Source organism: Acinetobacter sp. GRABPA_MV_2 (genome assembly GCF_056725885.1).
In genome coordinates this window covers 179427-192151 of sequence record NZ_JBWZNA010000004.1, presented here as the reverse complement: position 1 = coordinate 192151, position 12725 = coordinate 179427, and the positions used below count along the sequence as shown (strand labels likewise).

At 40.0% G+C, this 12725-nt stretch carries 14 protein-coding genes and 1 pseudogene; 7 read left to right on the top strand and 8 right to left on the bottom strand.

The window, feature by feature from the left end; all coding sequences use genetic code 11:
* Positions 1 to 114: 114 nt before the first annotated feature.
* Together ACXM0J_RS05780 and ACXM0J_RS05775 are read right to left on the bottom strand one after the other, a co-directional pair.
* A complete protein-coding gene (locus tag ACXM0J_RS05780) occupies positions 115 to 294 on the bottom strand; it encodes a hypothetical protein (RefSeq protein WP_001141891.1) in 180 nt (59 codons plus the stop codon).
* 205 nt (positions 295 to 499) lie between these two features.
* Positions 500 to 1582: a helix-turn-helix domain-containing protein gene (locus ACXM0J_RS05775; RefSeq protein WP_070074430.1), complete on the bottom strand. Its 1083-nt coding sequence runs from the start codon at positions 1580 to 1582 to the stop codon at positions 500 to 502.
* A 429-nt stretch (positions 1583 to 2011) separates the two neighbouring features.
* Here ACXM0J_RS05775 and ACXM0J_RS05770 point away from each other — a divergent pair, with 429 nt between their 5' ends.
* The gene (locus tag ACXM0J_RS05770) at positions 2012 to 2719 is read left to right on the top strand and encodes a hypothetical protein (RefSeq protein WP_070074431.1); all 708 of its coding nucleotides are present in this window, start codon (positions 2012 to 2014) and stop codon (positions 2717 to 2719) included.
* A gap of 112 nt (positions 2720 to 2831) precedes the next feature.
* On the opposite strand, the pseudogene ACXM0J_RS05765 reads toward ACXM0J_RS05770, so the two are convergent.
* Together ACXM0J_RS05765 and ACXM0J_RS05760 are read right to left on the bottom strand one after the other, a co-directional pair.
* Positions 2832 to 3677, bottom strand: a pseudogene (locus ACXM0J_RS05765) (YifB family Mg chelatase-like AAA ATPase); the annotation flags it as partial.
* 65 nt (positions 3678 to 3742) lie between these two features.
* A complete protein-coding gene (locus ACXM0J_RS05760; RefSeq protein WP_046812233.1) occupies positions 3743 to 3970 on the bottom strand; it encodes an accessory factor UbiK family protein in 228 nt (75 codons plus the stop codon).
* 278 nt (positions 3971 to 4248) lie between these two features.
* Here ACXM0J_RS05760 and glnK point away from each other — a divergent pair, with 278 nt between their 5' ends.
* The 6 genes from glnK to ACXM0J_RS05730 all read left to right on the top strand — a co-directional run bounded on the left by glnK (position 4249) and on the right by ACXM0J_RS05730 (position 9749).
* A complete protein-coding gene (gene glnK / locus ACXM0J_RS05755; RefSeq protein WP_000780326.1) occupies positions 4249 to 4587 on the top strand; it encodes a P-II family nitrogen regulator in 339 nt (112 codons plus the stop codon).
* A gap of 57 nt (positions 4588 to 4644) precedes the next feature.
* Positions 4645 to 6039: an ammonium transporter gene (locus ACXM0J_RS05750; RefSeq protein WP_086265361.1), complete on the top strand. Its 1395-nt coding sequence runs from the start codon at positions 4645 to 4647 to the stop codon at positions 6037 to 6039.
* A 158-nt stretch (positions 6040 to 6197) separates the two neighbouring features.
* Complete coding sequence (gene nrdR / locus ACXM0J_RS05745) at positions 6198 to 6656, top strand: transcriptional regulator NrdR (protein ID WP_086265360.1); 459 nt, start codon at positions 6198 to 6200, stop codon at positions 6654 to 6656.
* Between the two features lie 15 nt (positions 6657 to 6671).
* Positions 6672 to 7757: a bifunctional diaminohydroxyphosphoribosylaminopyrimidine deaminase/5-amino-6-(5-phosphoribosylamino)uracil reductase RibD gene (gene ribD / locus ACXM0J_RS05740; protein WP_086265359.1), complete on the top strand. Its 1086-nt coding sequence runs from the start codon at positions 6672 to 6674 to the stop codon at positions 7755 to 7757.
* Positions 7754 to 9046 carry a DNA adenine methylase gene (locus ACXM0J_RS05735; protein ID WP_017481906.1) on the top strand — a complete coding sequence of 431 codons (1293 nt, stop codon included), beginning with the start codon at positions 7754 to 7756 and terminating at the stop codon, positions 9044 to 9046. The genes ribD and ACXM0J_RS05735 overlap by 4 nt, the downstream gene beginning before the upstream one ends.
* Positions 9047 to 9089: 43 nt before the next feature.
* Positions 9090 to 9749, top strand: a complete 660-nt coding sequence (locus ACXM0J_RS05730; protein WP_005301612.1) for a riboflavin synthase — start codon at positions 9090 to 9092, stop codon at positions 9747 to 9749.
* A gap of 59 nt (positions 9750 to 9808) precedes the next feature.
* Here the strand turns inward: ACXM0J_RS05730 and ACXM0J_RS05725 are convergent, their stop codons facing one another.
* The 4 genes from ACXM0J_RS05725 to ACXM0J_RS05710 form a co-directional block, all read right to left on the bottom strand.
* Complete coding sequence (locus ACXM0J_RS05725; RefSeq protein ID WP_046812232.1) at positions 9809 to 10027, bottom strand: hypothetical protein; 219 nt, start codon at positions 10025 to 10027, stop codon at positions 9809 to 9811.
* A gap of 131 nt (positions 10028 to 10158) precedes the next feature.
* Complete coding sequence (gene blhA / locus ACXM0J_RS05720; RefSeq protein ID WP_086265358.1) at positions 10159 to 10797, bottom strand: cell division protein BlhA; 639 nt, start codon at positions 10795 to 10797, stop codon at positions 10159 to 10161.
* A 38-nt stretch (positions 10798 to 10835) separates the two neighbouring features.
* Entirely contained in the window at positions 10836 to 11243 is a 408-nt protein-coding gene (locus ACXM0J_RS05715; protein WP_016144098.1) for a DNA polymerase III subunit chi, read from the bottom strand.
* Complete coding sequence (locus ACXM0J_RS05710) at positions 11236 to 12684, bottom strand: leucyl aminopeptidase (RefSeq protein ID WP_086265357.1); 1449 nt, start codon at positions 12682 to 12684, stop codon at positions 11236 to 11238. The genes ACXM0J_RS05715 and ACXM0J_RS05710 overlap by 8 nt, the downstream gene beginning before the upstream one ends.
* Between the last annotated feature and the right edge of the window lie 41 nt (positions 12685 to 12725).

The window sequence follows — 12725 nt, the reverse complement described above, 5'->3', positions numbered from 1 at the left end:
AATTCTCTCTGAGCCCATGTACTAAAATGGGGCATAAAATTAAGTGCGATCAGAAAAATTAAGTAACCTACTACTGTGGACTTTGTTGCATAGCAGTAGGTTATTTAACCGTGTTTACGATATTGAGTTTGAGTTATCAGGATCATCCGATTTTTTATTACGGATAGTATCCTTTTCTTCTTTCAATGGCCGAGTTCTGGGAAATTTAAAATATCCAGTTGGATGGACAATAATTTTTCCAGATTTATGGCGATAAGATTTACAAAACACGAAGTCTTGATTTTCGGTAGGCATTGTTAGCCCTCCTATTTTGGCGGCTCGTTTTTCAGGGCGCATACCAAAATAAGCGGGTAAATCTTGAGATTTACGGGCCTAAATGTTAGAATGGGGTTCTGACAGCCAGATCTAACATGAGGTATGCGTAGGGCTTAGAGCCATATGCCTTTCCTGTGTGAAAATCTATCAAGCCGACTCTACCCAATAGAGTCGGCTTTTTAATTTATGAAACCATCTCAATAGTCTCCATTGAATCTAGGTCAAAATAATATAGTTTTTTAAAGTCATCTTCATATAAGTCAAATAATTGAGATAACTCACTAATGACAGATGCTGATGTTTTTTTTGCATCTATTGCATAGTCAAAGAGCATTGAAGCTACTCTATATGTCGCTTCTCGATCCAATTCATTTGGTTCAACTTTACGATAACCACGCATAGCCATTTGCCGCCATAAATTGGCACTTTGACTTGAAGTTATAGTTCCTAACTCTGACGCCCTATAGATTAAGGCCGCCATTGAGGTTTTCCATTCCTTTTTAAGTCTTAGATAATGAGCTAAATTGGTTGAACCTAATTGATCAATAATTTTTTCTTCTGGCATTAAGAATTCGGCAGCAAAGTCATTTGCTTCTTTTTCCATAAACTCAGATGGCTCTTCATGGAGGACCAAATGCCCAAGCTCATGTGCTAATGTGAAGCGTATTCTATCATTTGGCTGGTTTGCATTTAGAAATACGCATGGAGACACACCATGCATTTTTAAGGATACGCCATCAACATTATTATCTTTAAAGTCGCATAAAAAGACTAAAACCCCAGCATCTTCCACAGTGGCAGTTAGGTTTTCAAGAGGTTCATTTCCTAACGCCCACAATGATCTAAGCTTTTTAGCCGCTTCTTGAGGAGTGTTTACATCTAGGCCAATTTTAAAAGTTGGTAAGGAGTTTTTTCTTTTTGGCACATTTGTGAATAATTCTAATGTTTGTACATGGCCCATTTTTAACATCATTTCAGCATTCATGCGGCTCAATGCTTTAGCTGTGGTAGAGCTTTTTTTTCTGTATGCATGCAAACTAATTGGCAGTGCATTTAGCTTTTCAATATGTTCGAAAAATCGTATAGGGAAATGTAGGGCATTGGATAGATTATGGATAACTTCATCGGAGGGTTTTAAGTCCCCACTTTCAATTTTAGATAATGAAGCCTGGGTAATAGACTGTCCCATTTCAGCAATTAGTTCAGTTTGACTAAGACCACGAAAGTTTCGTGCAATACTAAGCATGTCAGGATTGAAATGAGTCATATTCACCTCCAAGATCATTGACTTACAGATCAAGTTAATCGAATGATAACTGAACAAAAAAGCTTATGCAAATTTTTCTTAAAATTATTCCTAAATTGTTTCTTTTTTATCTTACATTGCTTTATGTAGTGGTCATTTTGGTTTTTAGCACAACATATAGTGTTTTTGATTTTACATTCTATTTGAAAGATTTTAATTTCGCTATAGAATTTTATGTCAAAATTTGAGCATTAAAATATTTGGGTAAAGATGGAGGATGATCAGTGTTCTTATAAGGGGCAGTTTGACTTTCGATTATTTAGAAAATGTATTTTTATTAAATATTTGACCATTTGGAGGGAATTCTAAAGTGATTTATTCTTGCTAAAATTAGGTTTAAGGACGATTGCCTCCTTTTCTCCCAGAGTGTAATTAAATAAAGGATTTAAAATGAAGATGAACTTGAATAAGGATGGAAAAAAACGTATTCACTTTATAATCAGAGAGCTTGATAAGACTCAGAATGAAGTAAATAAAATTTCAGCTTCAGTTCAGATAGACGAGGATGATCAATATCAGCGTATTAATAGAGCATATTTTCAGTTGTTCCAAACACATTATCTTTCCTTTAAATTACTTATGAAAGAAGATCATTTTTCCTCCGCTGTCGTCGTAGCTCGTACGATGCTAGAAATATATGTTAGGTGTTTTTATTTAGAGTTTATAGAACAGCCTAAAGGGACAGATGTTGAAACGTTAATTACTCAACCAAAAGACTTTGCTAGTTTTTTTCAGATGAGTACAGCTTTAGATAATTTTGAAGACCCAGACAATGGAGATTTTCATAAACACTTCAAGCAATTCACAAAGCAAGGTAAAGCTTTGTACGAGAAGTATTCAACTTTCACACATGGTCGTGGTGAGCTACTGAATGTGCTATTTAAAGGTAAACAACCTGTCTGTGCCTATGAGGATATTGAAAGTATATTGCTGACCCTTAATGGCATGTTACAGGTGTTTGCAATGCAATTTCTACATATGAATGCTAATGAAGCATTGAAAAAAAGATTGCTTGATAGAGTGCTTAAAACTGAAGAAACTTTTCTTAATCATGGTATAGGCCAACCAGACTATTATTCTAATTTAACCTCTTGGTGAACTAAATAGGAAATGAGAGAACAACAGTGCAAAACTGTTTTTCTCTCAATATATTATCGCTTCCATTTTCTAAGTCGCATAGTTGTTTGGAATGTCGCATAGTTGTTTGTAAATGACAGCCGCCCCCAACTAGTGCAATCGCTGATGCTGTATGGTGGGGCGCTCGGAATGGACGCTGTCCAAAGGTATGCGGTGTATTTGAAATAGAATAAATACTCGCAACTTCAAGTGTCTCTTGATTAGAAAGCGGTGGCAAAATTGAAGGAAGGCGTGAAGCGAGTAAAGTCTTACCTGTACCTGGTGGCCCTTTAAAGAGCAGCGAGTGTCCGCCTGCCGCGGCTATTTCTAGTGCGCGACGTGGACGTAGCTGACCTTTTACATCTGCCAGATCAAATTTATAAGGCATTTGGTTTGAGTTCACTGCAGGTTCAATCGAAGATAGCGATTTCATGCCCAGAAAATGATCACAAACTTCTTTTAAATGGCTCACTGGATAACATTCAAGATTCGGTAAATGGCTAATATCCTGACTATTATCGAGAGGTAAAAGCATTTTATGCTTGGCCTGTTGACACGCCATTGCCAAAGTTAAAGTACCTGACACTGGTCTTACATGGCCATCTAAAGCTAATTCACCAATTAATTCAAAATCTTCGGCACAGTTTTCTGGGAGCTGGCCAGATGCAATTAAAATACCTATAGCAATAGGTAAATCTAGACGTGAACCATCTTTGGGCAAATCTGCTGGTGCAAGATTAATGGTCAATCTTTTAGTTGGAAATTGAAATCCACTATTAATAATGGCTGAGCGAACCCGGTCTTTACTTTCTCTTACCGCCGCCTCTGCTAGGCCGACAATAGTAAGAGAAGGTAAGCCTTGACTCACATGTACCTCAACTTCAATCAGAGGCGCATGTAAACCTAAAAGTCCCCGTGTATAAATTTTAGAAAAAGACATCTTATTGTTCCATTATGGTGCTTCATTTTTAATCGTTGTAAAGTATAAATGCGCTACGTTGGTGCTTATTTTTTATTCTTTAAAGTTTCTTCTAACAAACTTACTTGTCTTTGTAGTTCTTCTAAACGTTGATTGGCTGATTGAAGTGCAGTCTTTTGACGGTCGATCTCTTGTTTGGAAACAAGATCCAACTTTTCGACTGCTTCATTTAATAATGCACGTAAATTTTTTTCCAAATCTTTTTTAGGCTCATCAATTTGTTCCAGAATGGCCTGTAGCAAAGTTTCTAGCATGAAATATCCAAAGTGTTGTATTACCTTATGGTTTACAGTTTAACACTGCTTAAGCGCTGGATATAGGTTTCAATTCTTTTAGTGCAAATAGATCATTAAATCAGCATATAACACTACTGAAAATTCATTTTATTTTTGATAGCTCATCTACATCTTGCTCACTAAATAGGTTATAAAGAAAGTTCATGCAAAAGATTCATTTCCCTCAACCTTTGAAATATTGGCATGAAAATTGAACATAAAACCTTACTGGTGAAAAGAAGCCGAAGGAAACAAACATGAAGCTTGTAACTGCAATTGTAAAACCGTTTAAATTGGATGACGTGCGTGAAGCACTCTCTGACATTGGTGTACAAGGGATTACCGTAACTGAAGTTAAAGGTTTTGGTCGTCAAAAAGGGCATACAGAACTCTACCGTGGTGCAGAGTATGTGGTTGATTTCTTACCTAAAGTAAAAATCGAGATTGCGATTAGTGATGAAATGGTCGACGCAGTAATTGAATCAATTACACGTGTGGCAAGCACTGGAAAAATCGGCGATGGTAAGATTTTTGTGACTAACCTGGAACAAGTAATCCGTATCCGTACGGGTGAAACTGGACCGGATGCTGTCTAAATTGGCACAAAGCTTGCTGAGTAGAAAATAACTCGCAAATGAGGTTGGGGGACACGAATGAAAAAAATGCTTATGGCGCTCAGTCTATCAGGCGCTCTTTTGGGTGGTACTGCCGTTTGGGCAGAAGAAGCTGTAACAACGCCAACATCGGAAGTTGCGGCTGTATCAACATCTCCAGCTACTGCAACTACTGCAGAAGCACCAGTTGCTGAAACTCCAGCAGCTCCAGCACCGACACCTACTCTTGATACGGGTGATACCTCTTGGATTTTAGTTTCAACCGCATTGGTTCTATTAATGACCATTCCGGGATTGGCATTATTCTACGGCGGTATGGTACGTAAAAAAAATGTACTCAGTACGATGATGTTCAGCCTTTCAGCTGCAATCTTGGTAAGTTTGCTGTGGGTGATTGCTGGTTACTCAATCGCGTTCTCTGGCACAGGTGCATTTTTTGGTGATTTGTCTAAAGCAATGCTAAACGGGGTGGCGTTTGATGCATTAAGTGGGACAATTCCTGAAAGTCTCTTTGTTATTTTCCAAATGACTTTTGCCATTATTACAGTTGCGATCCTTAGCGGTTCTATTGCAGACCGTATGAAGTATTCAGCTTTCATGGTGTTTATTGCAGTTTGGGTGCTTGTTGTTTATGCACCAATTACTCACTGGGTATGGGCTGCAGATGGCTGGTTATTTAAAGCAGGCGCATTAGATTTTGCTGGTGGTACAGTTGTACATATCAACTCAGGTGTTGCAGGTCTAGTTGCTGCTTACATGCTTGGAAAACGTATTGGCCTTGGCCGTGAATCTATGGCTCCACATAACCTGACTTTAACTGTAGTTGGTGCAAGCTTACTTTGGGTGGGTTGGTTTGGCTTTAACGGTGGTAGTGCTCTAGGCGCTGGCGCTCGTGCAAGTATGGCAATTTTAGTGACTCAAGTTGCTGCTGCCGCTGCTGCATTCTCTTGGTTAGTTGTTGAACGTATGATTCGTGGTAAAGCATCTGTATTAGGCGGTGCTTCCGGTGCGGTAGCTGGTTTGGTTGTGATTACACCAGCAGCAGGTTTTGTTGGGGTAGGCGGTGCTTTAGTGATGGGCCTTATTGGTGGCGTCGTGTGCTTCTGGGGTATTACAGCACTTAAACGCTTACTTAAAGCCGATGATGCTTTGGATGCGTTTGGTTTGCATGCGGTAGGTGGTATTGTCGGTGCGATTTTAACAGGCGTATTCTACAGTGACGAAATTATTAAAGCAGCCAACGTTGCATTAGCTCCAACATTCGCTGGCCAATTATGGGTACAAGTTGAAGGCGTATTGGCAACCATGGTTTACAGTGGTATCGCGACTTTCATTATTCTTAAAGTGATTGATCTTGTGATTGGTATCCGTGTTAACTCTGATGATGAGCGCATGGGTCTGGATTTAAGCCAACATGGCGAACGTATTGAATAATCATTAATATATCTGTCTTAAAAGAACAGTCTTGCGCTGTGATCAAAGCGATGCTTTGATCTTGCTCAGGACTGTTTTTTTGTCTCATAGAATGCTGGTTCTGTAAGTGTGGAAATTTTGCTACACTAGGTCAAAGTAATCGACCCTATAAATCCGCTATGCATTGTCCATTTTGCAACGCCGCAGATAGTAAAGTCATCGATTCACGTTTAGCCGCCGAAGGCTGTCAGATTCGTCGACGTCGTGAGTGTGTAATTTGCGGTGAACGTTTTACCACTTTTGAAAGCTATGAAGTGGTAATGCCCCGTGTGATCAAATCGAATGGAAAAAATGAACCTTTCGATGAGGCTAAATTACGCCGTTCGTTAATGCATGCTTTGCAAAAACGTCCAGTTACACAAGAGCAGATCGAAACAGTTTTAAGTGATATTCAACTGCAGATTCGCCGTTTAGGTGAGCGTGACGTGAAATCTAGAACAATTGGCGAAATCGTCATGCAATCTTTATTTGCCCTTGACCATGTTGCTTACGTCCGATTTGCTTCTGTCTATCAAGATTTTCAGGATGTTGAAGCGTTTCGCCGTCAAATTGAGCAAATGCAACAACGTGAACACTAATCATTTGAGATATTTATGTCTGAGTTGAAACAAGATCAGTATTGGATGCAGCAAGCTATTGAACTTGCCAAACGAGGACTATATTCGACCAAGCCTAATCCAAATGTTGGTTGTGTGATTGTCAAAGATGATCAGTTAATTGGCCAAGGTTTTCATCCTAAAGCAGGTCAGCCACACGCAGAGGTTTTTGCCTTACGCGAGGCGGGTGAACATGCACAAGGTGCAACAGCTTACGTTACGCTTGAACCATGTGCACATTATGGCCGGACTCCTCCTTGTGCCGAAGCATTGGTGAAAGCTCAAGTTAAAAAAGTAGTGGTCGCTTGCCCTGACCCCAATCCATTGGTTGCGGGTAAGGGCGTTCAGATTTTGGAAAATGCCGGAATTGAAGTAGAAGTTGGCATTTGCGAAGATTTAGCATCAAAACTTAATCAAGGTTTTTTAAAGGCAATGTCTACAGGCATGCCTTATGTACGTTTAAAGGTAGCCTCAAGTTTAGATGGACGTACTGCAATGGCATCAGGTGAGTCAAAGTGGATTACAGGCTCTGCTGCTCGTCAAGATGTACAACATTGGCGTGCGATTTCAGGAGCAGTGATTACAGGTATTGAAACTGTGATTGCAGATGACTGTCAGCTTAACGTGCGTTCACTCAATAATTTTGATATCGAGACAGTTGCTCAGCCAAAACGTGTTGTTCTAGATCGCCAAGGGCGTTTGCCACTTACGGCTAAAATTTTAGAAAATCCTGAAACTGTGATGGTGATGGGGCCGTATCGTCAAGAACTTGCTGATTTAGGCGTGATACAATTAGAAATTCAGCCTTTAAAAATGCTGTTACAGACCCTATCTAAGCAACATCAAATTTATGATGTGTTGGTTGAAGCTGGCGCAACATTGTCTACTGCCTTTTTGCAAGAAGGTTTGGTGGATGAATTGATCAGTTATATTGCCCCGACCTTATTGGGGAAAAGTGCAAGGGCCATGTTCAATGCAGAATTTGAATATATGGCAGAGCAACTTCGTTTTACACTTCTTGATGTGACACAAATTGATCAAGATATACGCTTAAGGTTAATCCCTACGCAAGAGAAAGTATGAATTCAGAGCCTTCGGTTTATCACAAACGTCGTCATGCAGCCCGTACAACAGACGAATATCTTTTCCATCAGCTTGTGCCATACTTGGGTAACAAGCGCCGATTGCTCCATCTAATTTTAGAAGCCCTTGAAATTACAGGGACACTGAATAGCAAGAAAAAGAATCCACCGATTTTTGCCGATTTCTTTGCCGGCAGTGGCGTTGTATCTCGTTTAGCACGTCAAAATGGTTACCGTGTGATTGCGAATGACTGGGAACCTTATAGTCATGCTTTAAATCATGCGATTTTAGCCTGTGTAGATGCACCTGCTTTTAAAGAACTAGGTGGCTATCAAAAGGCGATCGATTATTTAAATCGCTTACCTGAAGTTAAAGGTTGGGTAACACATAACCTTTGTCCTCGTAACGATGATATATACGATCCAACTCGTGACCGTTTATTCTTTAAACGCCGTAATGGTATGCGTATCGATGCGATTCGCCAGCAGATTGCAACGTGGCAGGCACAAGGTGCAATTAATGATGTAGAGATGAGTGCTTTGCTTGCACCATTACTCTATTCAGCTAGTTTTGTTAGTAATACGAGTGGCGTATTTAAGAGCTTCCACCAAGGGTGGGGCGGACGTACTCAAACTGCGCTAGAACGAATTGAGTCATTACTTTGGTTAACACCGAGCCGTTTTTGTGAGATTGGTGATCGCAAACGTCCGGCTGCTGAAATGTGGTGTGTAGACTCCCAGCATCTAGCAAATCAAATGAGTGGTTTTGAAGTCGATGTTGCCTATCTCGATCCACCATATAACCAACACGCATATAGTAGTAATTACCATGTTTTAAATGCATTAACTTTATGGGATCAGGTGGATTTACCTTCACCGGATACCAAAGGTTATAAGAGTGGAATTGATAGAGCGTGGCGTAAAGAGCGTCCAAGTCCATATAACTCTTCTAAACATGCAAAAGATGCGTATGAGAAATTACTTTCAACGATCAATGCACGCTATATTCTGACCAGCTATTCAACTGATGGTAATATCGAGCCAAAAGATTTGCTTATGGCTAATCTGGAACGAGGCAAAGTGACCTTGTTAACACAAGATGTGCCGCGTTATCGCGTAAGTAAACAACGACAGTCTGAACGTGCACGTGTGCTTGAGTTTATTGTGATTACGGATACTCATGCCAAGTCAGGACCACCACTACGTCAGTTATTAGGCCAGCTTTACCACTTCGCCGAGCTAGGTGGTGTAGATACCTCAGGTAATAGTACACAGCTCGCACTTTGGTAAGCGCTGCAATTTAAGCAGTGTAAAAAGATTTGGAGATTGAGCCATGTTTACAGGCATTATTGAAAGTTTAGGTAAAGTAGAAAGCCTGCAAAGTGTAGGTGGTGATGTGCGTCTACGTATTCAGACTGATCTGGATATGTCAGACGTACATTTGGGTGACTCAATTGCAACCAATGGTATTTGCCTCACAGTCATTGAATGGGGTGATAACTGGTACGCAGCAGATGTTTCTCGTGAAAGTTTAAATCGAACGACTTTGGGTAACTGGAAAGTTGGACAACGTGTCAATGTTGAAAAGGCAATGTTACCGACAACGCGCTTTGGTGGGCATATTGTAAGTGGTCACGTTGATGGGGTAGGTGAAATTACCGTAGTGCGTGAAGATGCTCGTTCAATCTATTATGAAGTTACAGCACCGGCAGAACTTGCTAAATATTTGGCGGAAAAAGGTTCTGTAACCGTTGACGGAATTAGCTTAACGATTAACCACTTACGTGGAAATATTTTAAGTTTGAATTTGATTCCGCATACCGCAGAACGTACCAATATTGGAACATGGCAAGTAGGCAGTAAGGTCAACCTTGAAGTCGACGTGTTGGCGCGTTATATCGAGCGTTTATTGCTAGGTGATAAAGCAGCTGAGCAAAAAACTGAGTCAAATATTAGTATGGCTTTTTTAGCTGAGAATGGTTTTTTAAAATAAAAGCCAGATCATCAAAAATAAAAAACCGGACATATGTTCCGGTTTTTTATTTTTAAAAATTAATGCTTGGTGAGAGTAACCGAATGTGTGCCGACCCATGGTTTAGTATGCTGAGTGCGTGTAATTGAAAATTTACCTTTTTCCGATGCCCGTGTCAGCAAGATTGAAAGTGAATTAAAGTCGTTATGACTCATATAAAGTTCTTGTGCTGAAAATGTCCATTGTTCACCCTGATTAAGCTGCTCAAGTTGCATTGAAATCTGATGCGGAATGTCCATTTCTTACCCTCATTAATTATCTTAAATCACTACTTTCTATTCTCATAATCAATTGATCTACAAGAATAATATTTATGTCTATTTTGTGACATGTAGGTGTCAGTTTTATGACAGAAGAAGTTTTAAAAACTTTACTTCTCTATTTTTTCATCAGAAAACTTAGAGTTCTTTAAAATATATTCAATTTCTTCTTGAGCTGCCGAATGTAGTTTAGCTCGAAAAGCTGTTACGGACTCTTCAATTAAGTTTTCAGCTTCAAGTTCTAAACGAATGCGTAAACTTTCAAGCTCAGATAAGATTTGATCATCGGTAATACTAAGTTTTACGCCAGCAGAGTAATTGACTGCTGGGGTTTCAGGGTTTTTCTGATAACGTGCAGTTTGTTCTGCAACTTCTTGTTCTAAATGACTACGTAATATCTGTAATGTTTCAGTCTGTTCATTAAACTTGCGAATTTCGTCTGCTTGCAACTCCGCAGCATAAGCAGCTTCTGATGCACGTTTGTCAGCAAGCGCTTTTTCTAAAGCGAGCTGACGACGGATACGTGCTTGCTCAATAAGCTCTGCCTTAAGGTCCGCGTAAGCTTGTTCAATTTTTTGCTGCGATTCTAACTGCGCTTTTTCGTCATTTAAAACCCAAAGCTGAATAGGGGTTTGGGGTTCTAATAAGTCACAAATACGTGCCAGATCCTGTTGATAGGCATGACGGACAGCTTCAGGCGCATTTAACCATCTTTTTTTAAAATCTTGCCCGACATTTAATGCCACCATGCTTCTCCTTTGTTCAACAGTATTTACATTTTAGCGCGTTATAATTTAAAGGTCCGCGGTTCTATACCCAAACGGCGATACATTTTAAATTTTTCTCGGCCAATTTGCTTGGCTGTTTCATTATTTTCAACAATTTCTATAATGTGGCTAAAATGATCAACTTGTTCAAGTGCATGATTGTTAAAATTAAATACTAACAAGCCTTGTTCAAGCGGTTGTTTAGCCGAAATACATACAGCAGCTTCAGCTTGATCAATCCCATGCGCAATGAAACTTACAGGGTCAAAATCCCATAATCTTTCATCAAGAGTCTGTTGTAACTGCACATCTGGGCAATACCACCAGATTTTAGGATGCTTCTGTAAAATCTTTCGACATAAACGGCAAGCACTATCGACTTGCCGTTCTTCACTAGTTTCAAACAGATAAAAACTAACTTTAGCCATTCGTATTTACACGATTCGCTAAAAATTGCATGAGTAATGGCACTGGACGACCTGTTGCACCTTTAGCTGGACCAGATAACCACGCTGTTCCTGCTACATCTAAATGAGCCCAACGATACTCACGTGTAAAGCGTTCAAGGAAACATGCTGCCGTAATTGCACCGCCGTATGGACCGCCGATGTTTGCAATATCCGCAAATGGTGAATCAAGTAATTCTTGATAATCCTCAATGACTGGCATACGCCATACACGGTCAAATGATTGCTCACCCGCTTGTTGAAGTTCAGCTGCTAAAGCATCATCTGGTGAGAACAAACCACTCAGTACTTTACCTAAAGCGACTACACATGCACCTGTTAATGTTGCGATATCAACCACGACTGCTGGATTGAAGCGTTTGATATAGGTCAATGTGTCACACAGTACAAGACGACCTTCCGCATCGGTATTTAAAATTTCAACAGTTTGACCGCTCATGGTTGTCACAATATCACCTGGGCGAGTTGCTTTACCTGAAGGCATGTTTTCTGCAGCTGCAATTGCTCCAACGACATGAATAGGGAGTTTCGCTTCACATAGCGCACGAATAGTACCTAGTACAGAGGCTGCACCGCACATATCGAACTTCATTTCATCCATGCCTAGGCCTGGTTTTAAAGAAATACCGCCTGTATCAAAAGTAACGCCTTTACCGACAAGTACAACAGGCGCTTGGTCAATTCCAGCTTGGTATTCAAGTGTTACGATACGACCCGGGCGCTCAGATCCTTTGCTGACTGCAAGAAAAGCATACATGCCTAAATCAGCCATTTGCTGTTCATTTAAGACACTCACTTTGAGTAAATCAGGGAATTCTGCGGCTAAAGCTAATGCTTGTTCTGCCAAATATTCAGGGAAGCAAATGTTACCCGGACGATTTCCAAGGTCACGTGCATACGACTGACCAGACTGTACGGCATGCACTAAAGCCAGTTGTTTTTCATCAAGGCTCGTCGTTGAACTAATTAAATCAACCTGTTGTAACACAAATTCATTTTTTTTCGATTTAAACTCATCATAACCATAAGCTGCTTGAGTTAAGCTTAAAGCGAATAAATAATGGTATTCGACAGGTAACGCAGCAATATCAATTGCGATATGCTTAAATTTATTTTGTGTCGATTTGATAATGGTTTGGGCAAGTTTAGCGAGCTTAACCGCCTGAAGTTCTGCCGTTTTTCCTAAGCCAAGTAATTGGCTATGAGGTTGATTTGAAACCTGACCGAATAAAGGCAGAGTTTCATTGAAGTTGCCTTTGAATTGAGTGGCAGTAAGAACGCTTTCTAGGTTATTGATTTGATATGTGTTGATGTTGCTTTGTAGCTGTTCTGAATCAACTAAAACCCACAAAGATTCATTAGATGTCTGTTCGGGAAAAGTTGTATAAGTTGTAAATTTCATGGCTGCCGTGATTGCCTATAGAAAGTTATGATGGATTAAAA